We start from the raw sequence: 21,334 nt of genomic DNA, 5'->3' as shown, positions 1-21,334 counted from the left end.
ACCCCGCGGGTAGACTCCCGGCATGGCCCAGCGCAACACCTGGCAGCGCGACCGCGTGCGCGAGGCGTTGACCGATGCCTCCGGTTTCGTCAGCGCACAGGCACTGCACGCGACCCTTCGTGACGAGAACACCGGCATCGGACTGGCCACCGTCTATCGGGCGCTCGCGACGCTCGCCGCCAGCGGCGAGGCCGATCAGCTGCAGAGCCCCGACGGCGAAGCCATCTATCGTGCGTGCTCGACGACGGGTCACCACCACCACTTGATCTGCCGCTCCTGCGGCCTCGCCGTGGAGATCGAGGCGAACGAGGTCGAGGCGTGGGCGCAGCGCACCGCCGCCGCGCACGGTTTCACCGCCGCCGAGCACGTCGTCGACATCTTCGGTCTCTGCGCGTCGTGCTCCGCGCTGCGCGCCGCCGAGCCGGTCGGAGAGCGTGTCGACTGAGGTGCGCGCCGCGCCGGCTCGCACCCTCGTGGTCGTCGGTATCGGCGCGGCAGTGGTGGCCGTGCTCATCGCGGTCGCTTTCCTCGCCCCGGGCCCCGCGCTGCCGACGCGACTGCAAGACGGCCTCACCCTCTCCATCAGCGTCCTGATCGAGTCGCTCCCGTTCGTGATCCTCGGCGTGCTGCTCTCGATCGTGGTGCAGGTGTGGGTGCCGGCGGGTGCGATCGAACGGTGGATGCCGAGGGCGCCGTGGGCCCGACGCGCGGTGCTGTCGCTTCTGGGCATGCTCATCCCGGTCTGCGAGTGCGGAAACGTCCCCTTCGCCCGCGGTCTCATGATGCGCGGGCTGGGGGTCGCCGAGACGCTCACCTTCCTCATCGCCGCGCCCATCGTGAACCCGATCGTGATCATCACCACGCACCAGGCGTTCGGCTTCGACGACGGCATCCTCATCGCGCGCCTTCTCGGCGGCTACGCGGTCGCGAACCTCATCGGCTGGTTGTACAGCCGGCATCCCGACCCCGACGGCCTCATCACTGACCGGTTCCGGGCCAGCTGCGAGATCTCGCTCGAGAACGCGGCCCACGGCGGCGGCCCGGGCAAGGCGCAGCAGAGCCTCGCCCAGTTCGTCGTCGAGCTGCGCGCCGTCATGCCCGCGCTGGTGATCGGTTCGGCCCTCGCCGGGGCCGTGCAGGTGCTCGTGCCCCGCTCGGCGCTGCTGGCGATCGGATCCAACCCGGCGCTGTCGATCGTGGCCATGATCACGCTCGCGATGATCGTGTCGATCTGCTCGAACGTCGATGCCTTCTTCGCGCTCTCGTTCGCGTCGACCTTCACGCCCGGCTCGATCGTCGCGTTCCTGTTGGTCGGTCCGCTGGTCGACGTGAAGATGCTGGCGCTGCTGCGCACCACCTTCCGCTCCAAGGTGCTGGCCGGGCTGGTCGTGATCGTCGTGCTGTTCGCCGTGGCCGTCGGATCGGTGGTGAACCTCCTTGCGTGAGCTGATCGGATCGCGCCTGCTCGGGGTGGGACTGGCTGCGGGCCTCGCCGCGGTCACGGTGGTGCTGTGGCTGAACGGCCAGCTGGCGCTGTACATCAACCCCTCGTCGAACTGGTTCGCGGTGCCGATGGCGGTCATCGCCCTCGTCGGCACGGTGATCAGCTTCGCCCTGCCGAAGGGCGCCGAGTCCGACCACGGGCACGACCACGGCAACGATCACGACCACAACCACGACCACGGCGACGACGCTCCGACGCGCTCCGCACGCTCGAGAACCGGCGGCGGGCATGAGCACCACCATGGGCACGACCACGCTCGCCGCGGGGTGTGGGCGGCGACGGCGACGGTGACCGGCGGCGTCCTGTCGGTCGGCGTGGTCGCGGCGATCATGCTGACTCCACCGGCGACGCTGTCCGCCGAACTCGCGATGCAGCGCGATACGGGTGCCCCGCCGCTGTTCCAGGGCTCCGACACCGTGGCGCTGGCCTCCACGGGCGACACCTCGAAGTTCGGCGTGGGGGAGTGGGCGAGCGTGTTCGCGACGGCGACGAACCCCGAGGCGTTCGACGGCGACACCATCACCCTCACCGGTTTCGTGACCCCCACCGACGGTGGGTTCGGGCTCACCCGCCTGGTGATCACGCACTGTGTCATCGACGCGCAGCCGGCGAGTGTGCCGGTCGCCTCCGGCGACATCCCGGCCACCGGCACGTGGGTCACCGTGACGGGCACGATCCGCGATGCGGGGGGACGACTGCAGATCCAGCCGGCCTCCGTGCAGACGGTCGATCAACCCAAGGATCCGTATGAGTACTGAGCGCGCGACGCGTCGTGAGCGCACACGCCGCCGCCGCTCCCGTGCCTTCCTCGCGGGGTTCGCGATCGTCGTGGCCGCGCTGGCCGTCGTCGGTCTCGCCGGCGCCGCGGTGACGGTCGCGCAGGGGCCGCGCGTGACGAACGTGAGTGTCGACCCGAATGCCGCGGTCAGCGCGGCCGGATCGCGGCTGATCATCACGACCACGCAGTCCCTCGCCAAGATCACCCCGGCCCAGGTCACGGTCTCGCCCGCCGCGCCGTTCACCGTGGACACGTCCGGACGCAGCGTCGGCATCCGTTTCACCCAGCCGCTGTGGGACGACACCTCGTACACGGTGACGATCGCCGGGGTGAGCGGCATCGGCGGTGGCCCGACGGCATCCGTCTCACAGAGCTTCACCACCCCGACGCTGCAGGCCTTCGTCCTGCAGCGGGGCGACGGCGGCGACCGCATCCTGCGCACCGGCCTCGCCGGTCAGGACCCCGAGCCGGTCTACACGAACGCGCACATCGAGGACTTCCGCGCCACCGCCGGCCATCTCGTCATGTCGACGCTCGACGATGACAAGAAGTCGCACCTCGTGGTCACCGATCTCGACGGGGGGAACGAGCGTGAGCTCCCCCTCCCCGGCGACGGCACGGTCACCGACCTGCAGAGCGCCGATCGTGGCGATCTCGTCGGCTACACCTACACGGATGCGACCGTCGGCACGTCCGGCGCCCGTGAAGCCCGGCTGTTCACGGCGTCGCTCGCCACCGCGCAGGGCGCTGCGCAGCCGACGATGATCCAGCGCAGCGGCGGCGAGTCCCGCGTCGACGACTGGCGGTTCGTCCCCGGCACCGACAGCATCCTCATGCTCACCTACGACGGCGCCCTCACCCTCATCTCCCCGTCCGGCGCCGACCCCGTCACCCTCGGCAACGCCGTCTCGATCGACGGCATCGCCCGCGGAACGACCACCGCGATCGTCGAGCGTGTGGAAGGACCCGCGGCCATCGATCTGGCCACGGCCAAACAGGTGGACCTGCCGCCGACCGACAAGGCGCTGGGGCAGACCAACAAGATGGTGCCGATGAGCAACGGCGACACGCTGCGGGTGCTGGCCGTCGTCGACGGCTTCACGGTGCGCTCGACCACCGTCAACGTCGTCGACACCGCGGGAAAGGCGACACCGGTCTTCTCCGTCGACCCGAAGGACATCCTCATCCAGTCGTGCGTGTCTCCGAGCGGGCGGTACGCCGCGTTCCTCGTGGCCCCGGATGCCGTGTCGAACCCGTACGACGGGTACAAGCTGCCGATGCCGACGCACCTGCGCACCCACGTCGTGGCCCTCTCCGGCCCGGAGGCGGGAACCGAGGTCGGCGCGCTCGCGGGCTTCGACATCTCGTGGTGTCAGACGCCGCCTCGCACATGAGTGAGCGGTCCGGCCTGATCCCCGCGACCCGCGCGGCGCTCGCGGCGCTGCCGGTGGAGGTTGCGCCACGCCTGCTCGGCGGGGTGCTGGAGGTCACCGTCGGCGACGCGCTGGTCGCCGTGCGCCTCACCGAGGTGGAGGCGTACCACGGCGCCGGCACGGGAGCCGAGCCCGATCCCGGATCGCACGCGCGGATGGGGCGAACGGCTCGCAACGCCACGATGTGGGGCGAGCCGGGCCACCTCTACGTCTACCTCAGCCACGGCATCCATTCCTGCGTCAACGTCGTCTGCGCTCCCGACGGGCAGGCCGGGGCCGTCCTGCTGCGCGCGGGGGAGGTGATCGCGGGCGAGGACGCCGCCTTCGCCCGCCGACCCGCCGCGCGCGCCGCCCGGGATCTGGCACGCGGGCCCGGCCGGCTCGGGGATGCCGTGGGCCTGCGCCATCCCGTGCACGACGGCATCGACGCGATCGCGGGCGTCCCGCGGGCCGGCGCCGTCGCCCGTCTGTGGCTGCCGGTGGCGGCCCGCTCCGACATCGAGGCGGGACCTCGCGTCGGGGTGGCGGGCGTCGCGGGGACAGCCGCGTTCCCCTGGCGGTTCTGGGTCGCGGGCGACCCGACCGTCTCGCCGTTCCGCTGGGGGCGCGGGGCGGGTCCGACGCGCTGACTCGTCAGCCGACGGCGAACCGTTGCAGCATGACCGCGCGCAGCGCCACCGCCGCCGGTCCGGCATGCGGCCGGGTGCTCACGCTCAGCGGCCACTCGATCACCGGCGTGACGGGCACCGCGATCGTGCCGGGCGTCGGGACGACGAGCACCTGCGGCGCGAGCGCCACGCCGAAACCGGCGGCGACGAACGCGGGGATGTCGCCGACGGCGGAGACCTCGGTCGCCACCTCGCGCACCAGCCCGGCGCGGGTCAGGGCGCGTTCGAGGAGCACGCGGTGACCGAAGCCGTGCGGAGCGTCGATCCATGATTCTGCCGCCAGGAGTTCGAGGGGAACCTCCGGCAGCGCGCTGAGTGCATGCCCATCGGGGAGCAGTGCCACGAAGGGCGAGCGTACGAGCTCGACCGTCTCCAGGTCGGGCAGCTCCGCCGCCGGCAGTCCCATGAAGGCGAGGTCGATCCGGCCGCGCCGCAGGTCGTCGGCGAGGCCGGTGGAGCCGGACGGCGACGAGACCAGCCGCAGGCGCACGAGGGGATGCTGCGCGCGGAACGCGGCGAACAGCTCGGGCATGCGCAGGGTCGGGAGATTCACGAAGATGCCCACGCGCAGCAGGCCCTCGACGCGACCGGTCGCCGCGCTCTGCAGTCGGCTCGTCGCGTCGACGATCTCACGAGCGGGCTCCAGCAGCTGCTCGCCGGCGGCGGTGAGCGCGACGCGCCGTCCGGAGCGTTCGATGAGGCGGGTTCCCATCCGCTGCTCGAGGGTCTGGATGCCGGCCGACACCGTCGACTGCACGACGTACAGGCGGGCCGCGGCACGCGTGAAGCTCGACTCTTCGGCGACGGCGACGAAGTACTCCAGAAGGCGGGTGTCCACCTCGCCAAACTATCGATGATGTCGATGCAATGCATCATTCGAATTCGTTGGACTCGATGCAGCCGAGAGTGCATCCTGAGGTCATGACCACCACCAGCCTCCCCGCCGCCGAGGCGCTCGCCCCGGCATCCGCGCCCTCCCCGCGCCGCTCGCGCGCGGCGCACTCCGCCGGCTTCTGGACGGCCGTGCTGTCCTTCGCCGTCGCGATGGCGTTCTCGACCATCCCCACCCCCCTCTACGCGCTCTATCAGCAGCGCGACGGCTTCTCGCCGATCGTGGTGACGGTCATCTTCGCCGCGTATGCCGTCGGGGTCGCCGTGAGCCTCTACCTCGTTGGCCACGTCAGCGACTGGTGGGGCCGACGGTCCGTCTTCCTCGCCGCACTCGCCGTCGAGATCGTCGCCGCCGTCATGTTCCTGCTCTGGCAGGACGTCACGGGACTGATCGTCGCCCGATTCGTGTCGGGCATCGGCATCGGCGGGCTGACCGCCACCGCCACGGCGCACATCGCCGAACTGCGCGCCGTCGCGGTGCCGTCGTCGACGATCGCCCCGGTCGTCTCCAATTTCGCGAACATCGGGGGACTCGCCGTCGGACCGCTCGTGGCGGGGGTGCTCATCACGTGGGTGCCCGCTCCGCTGGAGACGCCGTACGCGGTGTTCCTCGTGCTGCTCGTCATCGCCCTCGTGGCCACCGCGGCGATTCCCGAGACCGTCGACCGCGGGCAGCGGCGGCGCTACCGTCCGCAGCGCATCGCCATTCCGGCAGCCGCACGCGGCGCGTTCTGGGCAGCGGGCACCGGGGCGTTCACCGGATTCGCGGTGTTCGGCCTCATGATGGCCCTCACCCCGACCGTGCTGGCCCAGGCCATGGGTGTCACGTCGCGCCTCGCCGCCGGGGCGGTGCCGTTCGCTGTGTTCATGTCGGCGGCCGTCGCGCAGGTGCTCACCGTGCGTCTCACCCTGCGTCGTCAGCTGCTGCTGTCGTGGATCCTCATGGGTGCCGGGATCGCGCTCGTCGCGGTCGCCGTCGCGATGGGCGCCCTGGCCCCGTTCGTGATCGGCGGGATCGCGGCGGGGGCGGGCGTGGGCGTGATGTTCCGGGCGTCGCTGGGCGTCGCCGGGTCGCTCGCGCCGACGGGCTCCCGCGGCGAGGTGCTCGCGGCGATCTTCCTGATCGCCTATGTCGGACTCGCCGTGCCGACCCTGCTGATCGGCGCCGCTCTCGCCTGGCTTCCGCTCCCCGTCGTCCTCGGCATCTTCGCCGGGCTCGTGCTGGTGCTGATCTCCGTCGCCACCCCGCGGATGGTGCGCCGCCTCGCCGCCTGATCGGCGACCGGCTCACGTCAAGCCGACACGCCCGGCCGTGCTAGACTGACTCTTTGTCTGCGCGCACTCCAGCACGCAGTTCGTATCCCACCACGTTTCGACTCGCCTCCGGCTCGCTCAACGACCGGCGGAGGAGTCCGATCCCACCTGGGATGCAGACAAGGGATCTTGGGTGGCACCGTCCGGTGTCACGGTACTAAGGAGAATCACTATGGCAGCAGTGTGCCAGGTGACCGGAGCTGTTCCCGGCTTCGGTCACAACATCTCGCACTCGCACCGCCGGACGAAGCGCCGCTTCGACCCGAACGTGCAGAAGAAGACCTACTACGTTCCTTCGCTCGGTCGCAAGATCACGCTGAACGTGTCGGCCAAGGGCATCAAGGTCATTGACGCCCGCGGCATCGAGTCGGTCGTCAAGGACCTCATCGCGAAGGGTGTGAAGCTCTAATGGCGAAGAAGGCTCAGGACGTTCGTCCGATCATCAAGCTCCGGTCGACCGCCGGCACGGGGTACACCTACGTGACGCGTAAGAACCGTCGCAACAACCCCGACCGCATCGTGCTGAAGAAGTACGACCCGGTGATCCGCAAGCACGTCGAATTCCGAGAGGAGCGCTGATCTCATGGCCAAGAAGAGCAAGATCGCGCGCAACAACCAGCGCGAGGAGGTCGTCGCCCGTTACGCCGAGAAGCGTGCCGAGCTGAAGAAGACCCTCGTCGACCCGAACGCGACCGACGAGGCCCGCGAGGCCGCCCGCGTCGGCCTGCAGAAGCTGCCCCGCAACGCGTCGCCCGTGCGCCTGCGTGGCCGCGACGCCATCGACGGTCGCCCCCGCGGCTACCTCTCGAAGTTCGGCATCTCGCGTGTCCGCTTCCGCGACATGGCGCACAAGGGCGAGCTGCCCGGTGTGACCAAGTCGAGCTGGTAAGCACCGACGCACACGTTTCGAAGGCCCGTCCCGTCAGGGGCGGGCCTTCTGCGTTCCCGTCCGGCAGCGGATTCGGAGATCGGCAACGGATGCGGACGGGGCGGGCCGCGGCATCCGATTCCGGTGTCGACCTCCGAATCCGGGGCCGAGCAGCAGGCGGATGCCGCGGTCACACCAGCCTCATCCGTCACCATTCGATGCCGACACGCCGGGGAAGATGACCTCAGGGGGGCGTAAATCCGCGGATTTCCGGGGATCGTAGGTATATTCGGGTGCGGTCCCATCGACCAAACCGGGCGTTCGCCGTCCGGTCCGATCTCACTGAAGGCGGCATTCGCTGCCGTCTGGAGGACAACCCCAATGGCTATCACCAAGACTGAGCTCGTCGCAAGCATCGCCAGCGCCACCGGCGAGAGCCAGGCCACCGTCGGCCGCGTCGTCGACGGCCTGTTCTCGGCTGTCTCCGAGGCCGTCGCCAAGGGCGAGAAGGTCACGATCCCCGGCTTCCTCTCGTTCGAGCAGGTCGCCACCGCCGCGCGCACGGGCCGCAACCCGCAGACGGGCGAGGAGATCAAGATCGCCGCCGGCAAGCGCGTCAAGGTCACCGCGGGCTCCAAGCTCAAGGCCGCCGTCAAGTAAGCACGGCCCTTCACAAGGGGGGATGCCGCTCGGCATCCCCCCTTTGGCGTGTCCGGCGCCGCGTAGGCTGGACGGGTGATCCCGACCCGTGTGATGCGTTTCGTGGGCCCGGCGATCCTCGTCGCGGCCGCCCTCGTCTCCCTCGTGCTCGGGCTCCTGTGCGGTGGGGGCGCCGCCCCGCTGCTCGTCGGCGACGCCGGTCCGGTCGTGCGCTGGGGGCTGCCGATCGTCACCCTCGGCGTGAACCTGTCGGCGGCGGGCATGATCGGATCCCTTGTGCTCGCGCTTTTCGCGCTGCGCGCCGGGGAGCGCCCCTTCGACACGGCGCTGGACGTGGCATCCATCTCGGCCGCCCTCTTCACCGTCGCGAGCGGGTTCACCGCCTTCTTCACGTTCGTCAACATCTTCAACGCCACCCCGAACGCGGGTGCCGAGTTCGGCGGCCAGCTGGGGCGCTTTCTCGTGTCGACCGACCCGGGCCGCGCCTGGGCGCTGACCACGCTTGCCGGAGCCGCGCTGACGGTGCTCACCTTCGCCGTCCGCGGATGGATCTCGACCTTGTTCGTCGCCGCGCTGGCGATCGCCAGCCTCGTGCCGATGGCGACGCAGGGCCATTCCGGCGACGACGCCGGCCACAACATCGCCGTCTCCGCACTCGCGCTGCACATCATCGCGGCCGCCGCCTGGCTCGGCGGCCTGCTGCTGCTGACGGTGCTGCGACCCCAGCTGCGCGGCGCCGAGCTGGGCGACGCCCTCGCGCGGTACTCGAGCATCGCCCTGGTGGCCTTCGTCGTCGTCTCGCTCTCGGGGGTCGCGCGCGCGGCCGTCGGCATCGTCGAGCCCAAGTACCTGCTGTCCGCCTACGGGGTCCTGCTCGGCGTGAAGGTGGTCGCCCTGCTGCTGATGGGGGCGCTCGGCGCGCGGTACCGCACCGGGCTCATCTCCCGCATTCAGCGGGACGAGAAGCCGAGCGCAGAGCGCTCGTCGCGGCGGTTCTGGGGTTTGGTGACGCTCGAACTCGTGTTCATGGGCATCGCCAGCGGAGCGGCGGTGGCGCTGTCGCGCACGCCGCCGCCGGTCGACACGCGCCTTCCCGACGTCAAGACGCCGGCGGAGATCCTCACCGAGGTGCCCCTGCCCCCCGAACTGACCATCTCGCGCTGGTTCACGCAGTGGGACATCGACATCCTCTGGGCGTTCGCCGTCGGCTTCGGCCTCTTCTTCTACCTCGCCGGTGCGTGGCGTCTGCACCGCCGGGGTGATCGCTGGCCGATCTACCGCACGCTGCTGTGGGTGCTGGGCATGCTCTCCCTGCTCTGGGTGACGAGCGGTCCGATCAACGCCTATCAGGACTATCTGTTCAGCATGCACATGATGGGCCACATGCTGCTGACGATGGCCATTCCGATGATGCTCGTCTTCGGCGCCCCCGTCACCCTGGCCTCCCGGGCCATCGCCAAGCGCGACGACGGCTCGCGCGGGGGGCGTGAGTGGATCCTGTGGGCGGTGCACACGCCGTTCGCCCGCGTGGTCACCCACCCGCTGTTCGCGGCGGCGATGTTCGTCGGATCGCTCTGGGCGTTCTACTACACCGACCTCTTCCGCTGGACGCTCTACGACCACCTGGGACACGAGTGGATGGTCGCCCACTTCCTCATCTCGGGCTACCTGTTCGTGCAGTCACTCGTCGGCATCGACCCCGTGCCGTTGCGCTACCCCTACCCGTTCCGGCTGCTCACGCTGATCGGTGTGATGGCGATGCACGCGTTCTTCGGCATCTCGATCATGATGTCGTCGGGACTGTTCGTGGCCGAGTGGTTCGGCTCGATGGGGCGCACGTGGGGGGAGGCCCCGCTGGTGGACCAGTACACCGGGGGCGGCATCGCGTGGTCGATCGGCGAGATCCCGACCCTGATCCTGGCGATCACCGTGGCGATCCAGTGGAGTCGCACCGATGAGCGTGCCCAGCGTCGGGGCGATCGTCATGCGGATCGGACGGGGGATGCCGAGCTGGAGGCGTACAACGCGAAGCTCTCGCAGCTCGCGGCCCGCGACGCACGGGAAGCCCGCCTCACACGCTGACGGCGGCAGCCCCGTCGGGCTCAGCCGCCGGACTGCACCTGGATCGAGGCGGTCCCGTCGGGGAGCATCGTGATCGTGCCGCCGACCCGGAACGGCACGTCCTCGTCGACGTGGGTCACCGAGCCGTCGAAGATCGACTTGATGTCGACGACCACGTGCGCCGCGGCATTCGCGGGGACGATCGACCATCCGGCGCCATCGGGCTGGAGGGAGATCTTGGGCTGGTCGACCATGGACCACACCGGGGGCTCGAGGATGCGGTTGCGCACCTGCAGCCCGAACGGGCACCCGGTGGGCTGCAGCACCTGCTGGGTCGTGCAGGCGGTGAGGAACGACTCGACGCGCTCCTGTACGACATCGACGAAGGTGGAGGTCGGCTGGGTCTGGATGTCCACGGGCACCTCGGCCTGCGGCGTATCGGACAGAACCGCCACTCCCGGGCTGGACGAGACCGGGGTGTCGACCGAGATCGAGTAGAGGCCGGGCGAGAACACGAGCAGCGCGACCGGGGTCAGCGGATCGGCGTTCGTGCCGTTGGGCGAGACCTGTCGGGTGTCGACCGCGAACCCGTTCACGGAGAAGGCGGTGGCGCCGCGCAGGGTCAGATCGATCACCGCCAGCGGGCTCTGCGCGAATCGCCAGGTCGGTGCCAGTCCGACCCACCCCGCCCGCTCCACGCGGAACGTGGACGTGCCGGAGTGCGGGCCGGCGTGGTACGACACCGTCACGAGCTCGACCCCGTCGGATTCCTGCTCGCCGACCACCCGGATGTCGCTGAGCGGGGCAAGCGCCGCGCGGCGCAGGAGGGCTTCGCTCGCATCGGTGGGAAGCCCGGCATCCGTGAGATCGGAGGACTCGATCGGCACGCCGGGCAGGGCGAGGGCTTCGGGGACGCGCCCCTGGCTGAGCAGATCGAGATAGCGCGTGACGAAGGCGCCGGGGCTGTACAGATCGCGGTACACCGTGGCGGTCGCCGCCCCGATCGCGCCCACCAGGAGCAGACCGACGACCGACAGGGCGGTCAGGTCGAACGCCAGTCGGCGGCTTCCGCGACGGGCCGGGGAACGGCGCGTCGCGGCATCCGCGCCCGCCTCCGCGGCGCGCACGTCATCACCCACCACCCCGTCCACAGCTCCAGTCTAGGAAACCCTTCCTGATGGCTAGCATGGATCCGGTGAGCATCCCCTCCCTCTCCGCCGAGCAGGAGGAGCTCTTCCGCCTCATCGAGGACACGCGGGAGCACGTTTTCGTGACCGGGCGCGCGGGCACCGGCAAGTCCACTCTCCTGCAGCATCTGGCCTGGAACACCGAGAAGCAGATCGCCGTCTGCGCCCCGACGGGGGTGGCTGCCCTGAACGTCGAGGGACAGACGATCCACTCCCTCTTCCGGTTGCCGATCGGCCTCATCGCCGACAGCGAGCTCGAGCAGTCCGAACCCGCGCGCCGGGTGCTCAAGGCGATCGACACCCTCGTCATCGATGAGGTGTCGATGGTCAACGCCGACCTGATGGATGCCATCGACCGCTCGCTCCGCCAGGCGCGGGGCCGGCGCTCCGAGCCGTTCGGCGGCGTGCAGATCATCATGTTCGGCGACCCCTACCAGCTCTCGCCCGTGCCGCCGCGCGGCGATGAGCTGCGCTACATCCAGGATCATTACCGCTCGTTCTGGTTCTTCGACGCCCAGGTGTGGGCAGGCCCCTCGGCGGACGGCTCGGCGATCCGCTCCGACGGGCTGCTCGATCTCGGCCGCGTCGGGGCGCCCCTGCACATCCGCGAACTGCGCCAGATCCACCGCCAGGCCGACGACGGCTTCAAGGCGATGCTCAACGCCGTCCGCCACGGGGTCGTAACCGCCGAGATCGCGGGCATGCTGAACGCCGCGGGTGCCCGCCCGGTGCCCGAACCGGTCGAGGGCGAGCCTCCCATCATCACCCTGGCGACCCGCAACGACATCGTGTCGCGCATCAACCAGCGCCACCTCGACGCCCTGCCCGGCCCGGTGCAGACGGCGCGTGCCGACGTCAGCGGCGACTTCGGGCGGGGCGAGGCGTCGTATCCCGCCGACACCGAGCTGCAGCTGAAGGTGGGCGCGCAGGTCATGTTCCTCCGCAACGATGTGGGCGGTCGCGGCGACGGCCCGCGCTGGGTGAACGGCTCGATCGGCACCGTCACGCGCATCGCCGGGGGCACGGTGCGGGTCGAGCTGGACGGTGAAGAGGTCGACGTCGAGCCGGCCGTCTGGGAGAGGTTCCGCTACGCGTACGACCCGGGCTCGCGAAAGCTCACCCGCGAGATCGTCGCGGAGTTCACGCAGTTCCCGCTGCGACTGGCCTGGGCAGTGACGATCCACAAGTCGCAGGGCAAGACGTACGACCGCGCCGTCATCGACCTGGGCTCGGGAGCGTTCGCACCCGGGCAGACGTACGTGGCGCTGTCGCGGTTGACCTCGCTCGACGGCCTCTACCTGTCGCGTCCGCTGCGCCCGAGCGACATCCTCGTGGATGCCGACGTCCGCCGATTCATGGCCGGGGTCCGCGCCGCGGGCTTCTGACCGGCCCGCGGGGCGTTTCGACTCGCTGCGCTCGCTCAACGACCGGGGGGCGGCTCCCGGTCGGTGAGCGATGAGCGCAGCGAGGAGTCGAAACGCGGGGTCAGACGGATGCCGCGGCGGCGGCCTTCGCGGTGGCGAGATCGACGAAGAGGTCGGTGTTGAACTGGTACGCGGCCAGCACCTCGTCGATGACGCGCTCGCGCTCCTCGGCATCCCATGCGACGGCGTCGAGCTGCTCGCGATAGACGTCCTTGAAAGCGGCGGGGTCGGCGATCTGGTCGAAGAGGTAGAAGCCGATGCCGTTCGTCTCGAAGCCGAACTGGCGCGCCATGAGCTTTCCGATGAACAGGCCCCCGGAGAGGTCGCCGAGGTAGCGGGTGTAGTGATGGGCCACGAAGCCGCCCGGCCAGGTCGTGCCCACCGCGCGGATGCGCTCGACGTAGCGGCGGGTCGTCGGCAGCGGCGCGATGCGTTCGCGCCAGTCGTCGCCGATGAGGAAGGCGAGATCCGCCTCGATGGCGGGCAGGCGCGTGAGCTTCTCGCTGATGAAGGGCGCGGCGACCGGGTCATCGCGCATCGCGTCGGCGGCGGCCTCGAGGGCCTCGTAGATGAACCAGTGCTGGGCGACGAGCGCGACGTAGTCGTCGCGCGTGCCGCGGCCGCGCATGAGGTCGTCCATGAACCCGGCGTGCTCGCTGCCGGAGTGGGCGGTGCGCGAACGCTCGCGCAGGGCGGTGGAGAACGGGATCGGCTCGGTCACAGCCGTCAGTGTATCTGAAACTAAGGCTCACCTAAACTGAAGGTTGCCTGCGGGATCGCTGAGCGGCTGGACGGCCCCCGCGGTCATCCGTGCGGGCGCGGAGTGATCCCCAGTCGTGCACACGCCTCGTCGTACAGCGCGACGATCTCGCGGCGCACGTCCCGACGCTCGCTGATCTGCCCTCCGGGCCAGGGGACACGGATGACGTCCTCGCCGCCGTCGGCGAGCGTGACATGCCACTGACCGGCCGCGCCGTCGAACGTGACCATCTCTGATGCCACGACGTCGACCTCCGGCGCGAACGCCCGCGCGATGAGCAGGTTGTCGTCGGAGTGGTCGTCGTTCATGTGGCCGAGAACGCCGGTCAGAGTGTCGTCGTCGAAGGTGTGCGCCATGGCACCCACCTTAGGGGCGGGTGTGCGCGGTGCCACGGGTCTGCGCCGGCGCAATGGCTCCCGCGACGGATTCGTCACAGGAGCGTCACGGCGTCGGGTCGTCCGCGCATCGTGATCTACGCTGAAAGGACTGACCAGGGGGTGAGGATGCGGGCTTTTCGTCGATCGCGGCGTCTTGCGGCGGTAGCCGGCACGCTCGCGGTGGCGATCGCGCTGGCCGCGTGCTCGTCGACCGACACGGTGTCGCTGCCGTTGCCGGATCAGGTGGATGCCGCCATCGGCGGCGATGTGCAGACCCAGTTGCAGACGGCCGTCGAGCGTGCGGTGGCGGCCTCGGGGGCTTCGGCCGCGATCGTGGGCGTGCGCGTTCCGTGGGCGGGTGTCTGGGATGCCGGCATCGGCACGGTCGCTCCCGGCGGCGCCGCGGTGAACGACGCGATGACCTTTCACGCCGGTGCGGTCACACGGTCGATGACCTGCGACGTGCTCTACGGACTCGTCCACGACGGCGTGGTGTCGCTGGACGACCCGGTCGGCAAGTATGTGACGGGCCTCGGCGACCAGGGCGCTCGGGACGGCCTGACGCTCGGTCAGCTCTGCGACTCGACGTCGGGTATCGGTCCGTACGATCCGAGCATCGACGCGCGCATACGCGCCACTCCCTCCCGTGTCTGGACGCCGCGGGAGCTGATGGCCTTCGGGATGTCGCGCGGGCTGACCGCCCAGCCCGGAACCGTGTTCGCCGACTCCGACACCGGGTACGTGCTGCTGGGCTTCGCCCTCGAGCGCGCGACCGGCAAGACCGCGTCGCAGCTCTATCAGCAGTACGTGTTCGGTCCGAACGGGATGACCTCCTCGTCGCTGCCCGACGACGGCACCGCCGAGCTGGACGGCCTGTGGACGGGAACCGCGGCCGATGGCAGCGCGGCGTGCACCGCTCCCACCCCGGTGGTCGGCTTGTCGTCGAGTGCCGGCTTCACGGCATCCGGTGTCATCAGCGATCTCACCGACACGGGTCGATACGTGCAGGCGCTGGCGATGGGGCTCCGTCCCTACGACGCGCCGGGCCGCTTCGAGAACCCGCTGCCGGCGGTCGCGAACGGTCCGTCGTGGTTCACCGCGCGCGGCGGGGCGTACCAAGCCGGCAGCCTCATTGGGCAGTACGGCTCGGTCCCCGGTGCGTTGACGGCCGCGTTCGCCGACAGCACGACCGGGATGAGCGTCGTCGTCACGTTGAACAACTCGCGGGCGTCGAGCGACCTCGTCCGCAGTCTCGCGTGGGAGCTCGCGGCCATCGCGTCGAAGGCGCCGGCGGCTTCGGGACGCACCGCCCCGCAGGCGGGGCTGCCGTGGACGGCGGAGGACATGGCCGCGCAGGTCACCGCCGCCGCGGTATGCCCGATCCCGTGACATCGAGCACGGTGTGAGCTGCCGATGAGCGCCGCGTGAGCGCCGCGCGCACACCCGCATCTGGAGCGCCGGCCGCGGTCGGCCTCGTCGCCGCCGGACTGGTGTGTCAGGAGGGCGGCGCCGCGATCGCGGTCACGCTGTTCCCGCACGTCGGCGCCCTGGGCATGGTGATGCTGCGCCTCGCGTTCTCCGCGCTGATCCTTCTGGCCGTCGCACGCCCACGGCTGCGCGGACACGGGGCGAACGCGTGGCGCGATGTCATCGTGTTCGGCGTCGTCCTGGGCACGATGAACGGGCTGTTCTACCTCGCGCTGCAACGTCTGCCGCTGGGAGTGACGGTCACGATCGAGGTGCTCGGCCCGCTCGCGCTGTCGATCATCGCCGGGCGCCGTCGTTCGTCCTGGCTGTGGGCCGGCGTCGCACTCATCGGCGTCGTCGCCCTGGCCGGCGGCGGATGGGATCGACTCGACCTCCTCGGCGTGCTGTGCTCGCTCGGCGCCGCGGCGAGCTGGGCGATCTACATCCTCGCGTCGGCGCGCGTGGGCGCCGCGTTCCCGCGCCTGGACGGGCTGGCCATCGCGATGGCGATCGGCGCCGTGCTGTCGCTGCCGTTCGGCATCGTCCAGGCGGGTGCAGCGCTGCTGCGGCCGGAGATGCTCGCGCTCGGCGCCGCGGTCGCCCTGCTGTCGTCGACGCTGCCGTACGCGTTCGAGCTGATCGCGCTGCGGCGCCTGCCGGCGGCGGCGTTCGCCATTCTGATGTCGCTCGCCCCGGCGGTCGCGGCGTTGGCCGGCTGGGCACTGCTCGGACAGCATCTCGCGTGGCTGGAGATCGTGGGAATCGTCCTGGTGATCGCGGCATCCATCGGCGCCGTGCGCGCCGCCGGGCGCCGCGTGCGCGACGCCGTGGAGCCGATCGGCTGAGGCGGCGCCATCCCCATCTTCGGGTGCCCGCCGGGCGGTGATCAGCCGACGTTCGGGTGACGGATAGTCGCGCATGACAGGATGCCGCGGTGACCCCGCGCTCCTCGACATCCGGCCGCGGCGGCTCGGCGAGGCGTCGATCCGTTCGTCGCCCGGCGCTCAGCGCCCGGCGGCGGCGGCAGCTGCGTCGTCGGCGGGCGGTCGCCTTGGCGGTGGTCGCCGTGCTCGCCGTCGGGCTGGGCGTGGCGGGGGTCGCGATCGGGCAGGCCGTGCGCCATGCCGCCGTCTGCGCGGAGGCCGAGGGATTCGGGCGGCAGCAGCTCGACAACGCACGCAGCATCGTGGCGGCCGGCCGCGATGCCGGACTGCCTGTGCGGGACCAGACGATCGCGGTGATGACGGCGCTGGGAGAGTCGAGTCTGCAGAACATCGACTACGGGGACTGGGAGACGAGCGGAGTGACCAACCCGGACGGCTCGCGCACGACCTCGATCGGTCTGTTTCAGCAGCAGGACGGCTGGGGAACGCGTGAGCAGCGGCTCGACCCGTACACGGCGGCGAGCCTGTTCTACCGTGCCATGGCCGAGAAAGTGCCCGAGCCGGAGCGGTCGGCCACGGAGCCGACGGAGGTCGCCCATCGCGTGCAGATCAATCGCGATCCGACGCACTACGCCCCGTACTGGCCGCTGGCCGAGCGCATCGTCGCCGTGCTCGACGATCAGACCGTCGTCGACACCTGCCTCTGACGGGCGTGCGTCGGCGGTCGTCCCGTCTCGACCGCGACGACTGCGGCTACGGTTCCGGCTGCGGCGACCAGCAGCATGCCGAGCGATGACGGCAGGAAGGTCGCCCCGCCGATCGCCGCCACGCCGAGCAGCAGGATCGTGTTGCCGGTCGCGGTGAGCTGGGTGCGCAGGTTCAGCGCCCAGATGCCGAGGACGAAGAGGGCCACGGGAACCGTCAGGGTCGCGTGGGCGGCGGTGCTCGACAGGTGCGCCTCGTGACCGATGTCGTCGACGGCGATCTCGATGCCGGCCGAGAAGGCGCCGGCGGCGGCGAAGATCGCGTAGTGGAAGTAGCCGTAGCGGATCGAGGATCCGAGGGTGCGGATGTGTCCGGTGTGCTCGCGGGAGAAGTACACCCACCACATGCCCGCCGCGATCACCAGCGCGGCGACCGACACGACGATGAGCTCGGCGAGGTGCTCTTGCTTCTGCAATGCCTCGATGATCGCCCCGGCGGAGGCGAGGATCGACTCGCCGAGCAGGATCAGGGTGAACAGGCTGTAGCGCTCGGTGATGTGGTGGGCGTTCCACGGTGCGTGCTCGCGATGCTCGGCCCAGACCGGCACCAGGACCTCGGCCGCCACCAGCACGACGAATGCGACGAGGCCCGCCGTCGGCGGGAGCAGCAGCCGCAGCACCCACGCGACCTGCACGACGGTGATGCCGGCGGCGTAGCGCAGGCAGACGCGACGGAACTCGGGCACGGATGCCGCCGCGCGCAGCCATTGCCCGACCATCGCCAACCGCATGATCACGTAGCCGAGAGTGACGATCGTGAAGTCCTGATGTTCCATCGCAGCGGCGCTGCCGCTGGCCAGGACGAGCACTCCCGCCATCTGCACGATGGTCGTCACGCGGTAGGCCCAGTCGTCCACCGCGAACGAGGTGCCGAACCAGGTGAAGTTCATCCACGCCCACCAGATGGCGAAGAAGAGCATGAGGTAGCTGCCCACCCCCGCGCCGAGGTGGCCGTGCGATTCCATGTGGTGCAACTGTTGGGACGACAGAGACACGGCGACCACGAACACCAGGTCGAAGAAGAGCTCGAGCGGGCTGGCAGCGCGGTGCTGCTCGCCCGCGTCGCGCGCTGTCATCCGTCGCAGCCCCCAGCGTGTGCGGTGCGGAGCGGCGTCGTGCGTCATGATCCCCCGATCGCCGCCCCCGTGCGGTGCGCGGCACGGGGAAAGATACCAGGCGCGCCGGCGTCGGTGTCCGATTCAGGCGGCGCGCACGGCGACGAACGCCGAGGGCTCGAGGTCGCCGGTCGGTGAGACGAAGATCCGCTTCACGTCCGAGGGCGTGCGGGGGTCGAACACCAGAGGACGCGACGCGCCCTCGGTGGGCACCTCGCGCGGGGGCAGGAGGGCCAGGCACGTGACCCAGCGGCGCGCGCCCTGAGCGTCGTCGAACGCGAAGTTGAGGGACACCGCCGCGCGCGAGGCGGCCATGGCCTCGGTCGACAGCTGCGGCGACGAGGTCACCTCGGCGTCGACGAGCCGGCCGGTCGTGAGGAGTCCAGCAGCGAGGTCGGTGTTGCGCCGGCGAAAGCGCTGGGCACGCAGGCGGCCGATGATGCTGGTGAGACCCAGGGCGATGAAGATGCCGGGCAGCCACCAGATGCCCGCGTACATGATCCACGCGCCGAAGCCCCAGGCCTCGTCCTCGTGGAAGACGGGGTCGACGGCGACGCCCACGGCATGCGGCATCGCCCACATCGGAAGCGAGAGGAGCACGCCGGTCGCGAGGCCGAGAAGGACGATCGATGCCGGGCCGAGAAAGGCGTAGTACGTGCGCCGGCCCGTGTAGCGGTGGTTCCACGCCGAGTACACGCCCATCGTGATGATGCTGCCGATGATGCCCACCGGCAGCGCCGTCGATCGGACGGCGACGGGGATGCCGCCGTCCCAGGTGCTGAACACGCTGTTGATCGACACGACGCGCACCTGGTCGAAGAAGCCGCCGATGCCGAAGCCGATGACCGTCGCGGCGGCGAAGCCGGCGAGCCCCCAGAGGATCGTGGCCGTCAGTGCCCGTGGCGAGCCGACGAGCTTTCGATCCCGTGCGGCGGCCGCGGCTTTCGGGTCGATGAGACTCATGGCTTCCAGCCTATGAGGGTCCCTCTTCTGCGAGAGAGCAATGCGGCAGATGCTGATGCGTCCAGAGGTAGGGCGGGCTGCTGAGGAGCGGAGCCGGCTCGTTGGGGCTCAGACGCTCCGCGCCGCGAAAGCGATCGGCGACCGTGGCTAAGGTTGCTCACGTGATCACAGGTGAACTGAAGAGCAAGATCGACCGCGTGTGGGACGCCTTCTGGTCGGGCGGGATCAGCAATCCACTCGAAGTCATCGAGCAGATCACCTACCTGCTGTTCATCCGTCGTCTCGACGACATCCAGACGCTCGCAGAGAAGAAGGCTCGCACCACGGGCACGCCGCTCGAGGACCCCGTTTTTCTGCCCGGACAGTCCGAGCTGCGGTGGGGTCACTTCAAGAACACCTCGCCCGAGGTCATGTTCACCATCGTCGGCAACGCGGTGTTCCCGTTCCTTCGCCAGATGGGCGACGGCACCACCTACAGCGAGCACATGAAGGACGCCCGCTTCACCATCCCGACCCCGGCGCTGCTGTCCAAGGTCGTCGACATGCTCGACGGCATCCCGATGACCGACCGCGACACCAACGGCGACCTCTACGAGTACCTGCTGTCTAAGATCGCGTCGGCCGGTGTCAACGGCCAGTTCCGTACACCGCGCCACATCATCGAGCTCATGGTGCGGATGACTGCACCGACTCCGAGTGATGAGATCTGCGACCCGGCGTGCGGTACCGCCGGATTCCTCGTCGCGGCATCCGAGTACGTGCGCGACACGCACGCAGACGCGCTGCTCGACGCCGAGCAGCGTCGCCACTTCCACCACTCGATGTTCCACGGGTACGACTTCGATAACGTCATGCTTCGCATCGGCAGCATGAACATGCTCATGCATGGCATCGAGGCGCCCGACATCCGCTATCGCGACTCCCTGTCCGAGGGGGCGGCGACGGATGCCGAGAAGTACACGCTCATCCTCGCCAATCCGCCGTTCGCAGGGTCGCTCGACTACGAGTCCACCGCGAAGGACCTGCAGCGCATCGTCAAGACGAAGAAGACGGAGCTGCTGTTCCTCGCTCTCTTCCTCAAGCTGCTCAAGCCCGGTGGGCGTGCCGCTGTGATCGTGCCCGATGGCGTCCTCTTCGGGTCGAGCACCGCGCACAAGGCGCTGCGCAAGATGCTCATCGAAGACCAGAAGCTCGATGCGGTGGTCAAGCTGCCCTCGGGTGTCTTCCGGCCCTACGCCGGTGTCTCGACGGCGATCCTGTTCTTCACCAAGACGAACTCCGGCGGCACCGATGACGTGTGGTTCTACGACGTGCGCGCCGACGGATTCTCCCTCGACGACAAGCGCAACCCGGTCGAAGCGAACGACCTGCCCGATGTGCTCGCGCGGTGGCGCAACCGGGATGGCGAGAAGGATCGTGCGCGCACCGACCCGTCGTTCTTCGTTCCGAAGGCCGACATCGTCGCGCAGGGATATGACCTCTCCCTCAATCGGTACAAGGAAGTCGTCCACGAAGAGGTCGAGCACCGCGCTCCGCTCGACATCATCGCCGACATCGAGAATCTGGACGCCGAGATCGCCGCCGACCTCGCCGAACTGAAGGCGATGCTGTCGTGAACACCGTGGGGGACCTGCTGGAACTGGCCTACGGAAAGGCGCTGAAAGCCGAAGACCGCTCTGGCGGTAGCGTGCCTGTCGTCGGTTCAGGGGGAGTCGTCGGGGCCCATTCGGAAGCCATCACCACAGACCAGACCATTGTGGTCGGCCGGAAGGGGAGCATTGGGTCGATCACGTGGGTCGACGGGCCCGCTTGGCCGATCGACACCGCATACTACGTCAAGCTGAAGACGGCCGGTCTTGATCTTCGATGGGTCTACTGGCTGCTCACCTCTTTGCCGCTCGCGAGCATGAACAAATCTGCGGCGGTTCCTGGGCTCAATCGAGACGACGTGTATCGCATACCCGTGTCAGTGCCGGCTCTAGACGAGCAGCGGCGGATTGCCGCGATGCTCGACCGGGCCGACGCGATCCGCTCCAAGCGCCGCCAGGTTCTCGCCCACCTCGACTCGCTCGCGGAGACCGTCTTCGAGGCGATGTTCAGTGGCATCTCGACGCGGGTTCCGCTAGCTGTGCTGCCCAGGGACGTTGGTTGAGGTGTGACGCGATAGACGGGTGAGGACCTCCCGGTCGAGAGTGGAGCTGTCTAGTTCCCGCACT

23 protein-coding genes are annotated in these 21,334 nt (G+C 69.8%); 17 read left to right on the top strand and 6 right to left on the bottom strand.

Annotation, left to right across the window (positions count from 1 at the left end; translation table 11 throughout):
* Nucleotides 1–22: 22 nt before the first annotated feature.
* Genes DEU37_RS11210 through DEU37_RS11190 form a run of 5 tightly spaced genes read left to right on the top strand, consistent with a single transcriptional unit; the run spans nucleotide 23 to nucleotide 4,344 of the window.
* Nucleotides 23–445 (top strand): Fur family transcriptional regulator, encoded by a 423-nt coding sequence (locus DEU37_RS11210; RefSeq protein ID WP_005051758.1) that lies wholly within the window; start codon nucleotides 23–25, stop codon nucleotides 443–445.
* Nucleotides 435–1,445, top strand: a complete 1,011-nt coding sequence (locus DEU37_RS11205) for a permease (RefSeq protein WP_121190758.1) — start codon at nucleotides 435–437, stop codon at nucleotides 1,443–1,445. Before DEU37_RS11210 ends, DEU37_RS11205 begins: the two co-directional genes overlap by 11 nt.
* Nucleotides 1,438–2,262, top strand: a complete 825-nt coding sequence (locus DEU37_RS11200) for a TIGR03943 family putative permease subunit (RefSeq protein WP_183043665.1) — start codon at nucleotides 1,438–1,440, stop codon at nucleotides 2,260–2,262. Before DEU37_RS11205 ends, DEU37_RS11200 begins: the two co-directional genes overlap by 8 nt.
* Nucleotides 2,252–3,676, top strand: coding sequence for an Ig-like domain-containing protein (locus DEU37_RS11195; RefSeq protein WP_121190757.1), 1,425 nt, complete (start codon nucleotides 2,252–2,254; stop codon nucleotides 3,674–3,676). Before DEU37_RS11200 ends, DEU37_RS11195 begins: the two co-directional genes overlap by 11 nt.
* On the top strand, nucleotides 3,673–4,344 hold the full coding sequence (locus tag DEU37_RS11190) for a DNA-3-methyladenine glycosylase (protein WP_121190914.1): 672 nt from the start codon (nucleotides 3,673–3,675) through the stop codon (nucleotides 4,342–4,344). Before DEU37_RS11195 ends, DEU37_RS11190 begins: the two co-directional genes overlap by 4 nt.
* Nucleotides 4,345–4,348: 4 nt before the next feature.
* Here the strand turns inward: DEU37_RS11190 and DEU37_RS11185 are convergent, their stop codons facing one another.
* On the bottom strand, nucleotides 4,349–5,221 hold the full coding sequence (locus DEU37_RS11185) for a LysR family transcriptional regulator (protein WP_121190756.1): 873 nt from the start codon (nucleotides 5,219–5,221) through the stop codon (nucleotides 4,349–4,351).
* Between the two features lie 83 nt (nucleotides 5,222–5,304).
* Between DEU37_RS11185 and DEU37_RS11180 the strand changes: the two genes are divergently transcribed.
* The 6 genes from DEU37_RS11180 to DEU37_RS11155 all read left to right on the top strand — a co-directional run bounded on the left by DEU37_RS11180 (nucleotide 5,305) and on the right by DEU37_RS11155 (nucleotide 10,198).
* Nucleotides 5,305–6,549 carry an MFS transporter gene (locus tag DEU37_RS11180; RefSeq protein WP_121190755.1) on the top strand — a complete coding sequence of 415 codons (1,245 nt, stop codon included), beginning with the start codon at nucleotides 5,305–5,307 and terminating at the stop codon, nucleotides 6,547–6,549.
* Nucleotides 6,550–6,760: 211 nt separating this feature from the next.
* Nucleotides 6,761–6,997 (top strand): 50S ribosomal protein L28, encoded by a 237-nt coding sequence (rpmB, locus tag DEU37_RS11175; protein ID WP_005051771.1) that lies wholly within the window; start codon nucleotides 6,761–6,763, stop codon nucleotides 6,995–6,997.
* Nucleotides 6,997–7,167: a 50S ribosomal protein L33 gene (gene rpmG, locus DEU37_RS11170; protein ID WP_005051772.1), complete on the top strand. Its 171-nt coding sequence runs from the start codon at nucleotides 6,997–6,999 to the stop codon at nucleotides 7,165–7,167. Before rpmB ends, rpmG begins: the two co-directional genes overlap by 1 nt.
* A 4-nt stretch (nucleotides 7,168–7,171) precedes the next feature.
* Nucleotides 7,172–7,477, top strand: a complete 306-nt coding sequence (gene rpsN, locus DEU37_RS11165; protein ID WP_005051773.1) for a 30S ribosomal protein S14 — start codon at nucleotides 7,172–7,174, stop codon at nucleotides 7,475–7,477.
* Nucleotides 7,478–7,837: 360 nt separating this feature from the next.
* The gene (locus DEU37_RS11160) at nucleotides 7,838–8,116 is read left to right on the top strand and encodes an HU family DNA-binding protein (RefSeq protein WP_005051774.1); all 279 of its coding nucleotides are present in this window, start codon (nucleotides 7,838–7,840) and stop codon (nucleotides 8,114–8,116) included.
* 93 nt (nucleotides 8,117–8,209) lie between these two features.
* A complete protein-coding gene (locus tag DEU37_RS11155; protein WP_220699846.1) occupies nucleotides 8,210–10,198 on the top strand; it encodes a cytochrome c oxidase assembly protein in 1,989 nt (662 codons plus the stop codon).
* Between the two features lie 20 nt (nucleotides 10,199–10,218).
* On the opposite strand, the gene DEU37_RS11150 is transcribed toward DEU37_RS11155, so the two are convergent.
* Nucleotides 10,219–11,316 (bottom strand): hypothetical protein, encoded by a 1,098-nt coding sequence (locus DEU37_RS11150; RefSeq protein ID WP_121190912.1) that lies wholly within the window; start codon nucleotides 11,314–11,316, stop codon nucleotides 10,219–10,221.
* Between the two features lie 47 nt (nucleotides 11,317–11,363).
* Here DEU37_RS11150 and DEU37_RS11145 point away from each other — a divergent pair, with 47 nt between their 5' ends.
* Nucleotides 11,364–12,749: an ATP-dependent RecD-like DNA helicase gene (locus DEU37_RS11145; RefSeq protein WP_396652201.1), complete on the top strand. Its 1,386-nt coding sequence runs from the start codon at nucleotides 11,364–11,366 to the stop codon at nucleotides 12,747–12,749.
* 100 nt (nucleotides 12,750–12,849) lie between these two features.
* Here DEU37_RS11145 and DEU37_RS11140 read toward each other — a convergent pair whose 3' ends face one another.
* On the bottom strand, nucleotides 12,850–13,509 hold the full coding sequence (locus tag DEU37_RS11140) for a heme oxygenase (biliverdin-producing) (protein ID WP_121190753.1): 660 nt from the start codon (nucleotides 13,507–13,509) through the stop codon (nucleotides 12,850–12,852).
* Nucleotides 13,510–13,592: 83 nt separating this feature from the next.
* A complete protein-coding gene (locus tag DEU37_RS11135; protein WP_005051782.1) occupies nucleotides 13,593–13,904 on the bottom strand; it encodes a DUF2470 domain-containing protein in 312 nt (103 codons plus the stop codon).
* A gap of 147 nt (nucleotides 13,905–14,051) precedes the next feature.
* Between DEU37_RS11135 and DEU37_RS11130 the strand changes: the two genes are divergently transcribed.
* The 3 genes from DEU37_RS11130 (at nucleotide 14,052) to DEU37_RS11120 (ending at nucleotide 16,983) form a co-directional block, all read left to right on the top strand.
* Nucleotides 14,052–15,314 carry a serine hydrolase gene (locus DEU37_RS11130; protein WP_121190752.1) on the top strand — a complete coding sequence of 421 codons (1,263 nt, stop codon included), beginning with the start codon at nucleotides 14,052–14,054 and terminating at the stop codon, nucleotides 15,312–15,314.
* A 35-nt stretch (nucleotides 15,315–15,349) separates the two neighbouring features.
* A complete protein-coding gene (locus DEU37_RS11125; protein ID WP_121190751.1) occupies nucleotides 15,350–16,237 on the top strand; it encodes a DMT family transporter in 888 nt (295 codons plus the stop codon).
* Nucleotides 16,238–16,326: 89 nt separating this feature from the next.
* Nucleotides 16,327–16,983, top strand: coding sequence for a peptidase M23 (locus DEU37_RS11120; protein ID WP_259457259.1), 657 nt, complete (start codon nucleotides 16,327–16,329; stop codon nucleotides 16,981–16,983).
* Here the strand turns inward: DEU37_RS11120 and DEU37_RS11115 are convergent.
* Both DEU37_RS11115 and DEU37_RS11110 read right to left on the bottom strand, forming a co-directional pair.
* On the bottom strand, nucleotides 16,956–18,116 hold the full coding sequence (locus tag DEU37_RS11115) for a low temperature requirement protein A (protein ID WP_121190910.1): 1,161 nt from the start codon (nucleotides 18,114–18,116) through the stop codon (nucleotides 16,956–16,958). The two genes, DEU37_RS11120 and DEU37_RS11115, sit on opposite strands and share 28 nt — an antisense overlap.
* Before the next feature lie 123 nt (nucleotides 18,117–18,239).
* Nucleotides 18,240–19,118: a hypothetical protein gene (locus DEU37_RS11110; RefSeq protein WP_121190750.1), complete on the bottom strand. Its 879-nt coding sequence runs from the start codon at nucleotides 19,116–19,118 to the stop codon at nucleotides 18,240–18,242.
* Between the two features lie 161 nt (nucleotides 19,119–19,279).
* On the opposite strand from DEU37_RS11110, the gene DEU37_RS11105 reads away from it, so the two are divergent.
* Together DEU37_RS11105 and DEU37_RS11100 are read left to right on the top strand one after the other, a co-directional pair.
* The gene (locus DEU37_RS11105) at nucleotides 19,280–20,734 is read left to right on the top strand and encodes a class I SAM-dependent DNA methyltransferase (protein ID WP_121190749.1); all 1,455 of its coding nucleotides are present in this window, start codon (nucleotides 19,280–19,282) and stop codon (nucleotides 20,732–20,734) included.
* The gene (locus DEU37_RS11100) at nucleotides 20,731–21,270 is read left to right on the top strand and encodes a restriction endonuclease subunit S (RefSeq protein WP_121190748.1); all 540 of its coding nucleotides are present in this window, start codon (nucleotides 20,731–20,733) and stop codon (nucleotides 21,268–21,270) included. Before DEU37_RS11105 ends, DEU37_RS11100 begins: the two co-directional genes overlap by 4 nt.
* Nucleotides 21,271–21,334: the final 64 nt, after the last annotated feature.

The sequence above is a fragment of the Microbacterium sp. AG790 genome, assembly GCF_003634765.1.
Lineage (GTDB): Bacteria > Actinomycetota > Actinomycetes > Actinomycetales > Microbacteriaceae > Microbacterium.
The sequence above is the reverse complement of the archived record's forward strand: the minus strand, read 5'-3'. Positions and strand labels throughout refer to the sequence as shown.

What these genes read in the sequence shown, in the direction of transcription:
- rpmB (WP_005051771.1), top strand. Translation starts at nt 6,761, where the DNA reads ATGGCAGCAGTGTGCCAGGTGACCGGAGCTGTTCCCGGCTTCGGTCAC.
- DEU37_RS11115 (WP_121190910.1), bottom strand. Translation starts at nt 18,116, where the DNA reads ATGACAGCGCGCGACGCGGGCGAGCAGCACCGCGCTGCCAGCCCGCTC.
- DEU37_RS11180 (WP_121190755.1), top strand. Translation starts at nt 5,305, where the DNA reads ATGACCACCACCAGCCTCCCCGCCGCCGAGGCGCTCGCCCCGGCATCC.
- rpsN (WP_005051773.1), top strand. Translation starts at nt 7,172, where the DNA reads ATGGCCAAGAAGAGCAAGATCGCGCGCAACAACCAGCGCGAGGAGGTC.
- DEU37_RS11135 (WP_005051782.1), bottom strand. Translation starts at nt 13,904, where the DNA reads ATGGCGCACACCTTCGACGACGACACTCTGACCGGCGTTCTCGGCCAC.
- DEU37_RS11190 (WP_121190914.1), top strand. Translation starts at nt 3,673, where the DNA reads ATGAGTGAGCGGTCCGGCCTGATCCCCGCGACCCGCGCGGCGCTCGCG.
- rpmG (WP_005051772.1), top strand. Translation starts at nt 6,997, where the DNA reads ATGGCGAAGAAGGCTCAGGACGTTCGTCCGATCATCAAGCTCCGGTCG.
- DEU37_RS11130 (WP_121190752.1), top strand. Translation starts at nt 14,052, where the DNA reads ATGCGGGCTTTTCGTCGATCGCGGCGTCTTGCGGCGGTAGCCGGCACG.
- DEU37_RS11110 (WP_121190750.1), bottom strand. Translation starts at nt 19,118, where the DNA reads ATGAGTCTCATCGACCCGAAAGCCGCGGCCGCCGCACGGGATCGAAAG.
- DEU37_RS11155 (WP_220699846.1), top strand. Translation starts at nt 8,210, where the DNA reads ATGCGTTTCGTGGGCCCGGCGATCCTCGTCGCGGCCGCCCTCGTCTCC.
- DEU37_RS11210 (WP_005051758.1), top strand. Translation starts at nt 23, where the DNA reads ATGGCCCAGCGCAACACCTGGCAGCGCGACCGCGTGCGCGAGGCGTTG.
- DEU37_RS11195 (WP_121190757.1), top strand. Translation starts at nt 2,252, where the DNA reads ATGAGTACTGAGCGCGCGACGCGTCGTGAGCGCACACGCCGCCGCCGC.
- DEU37_RS11145 (WP_396652201.1), top strand. Translation starts at nt 11,364, where the DNA reads ATGGATCCGGTGAGCATCCCCTCCCTCTCCGCCGAGCAGGAGGAGCTC.
- DEU37_RS11160 (WP_005051774.1), top strand. Translation starts at nt 7,838, where the DNA reads ATGGCTATCACCAAGACTGAGCTCGTCGCAAGCATCGCCAGCGCCACC.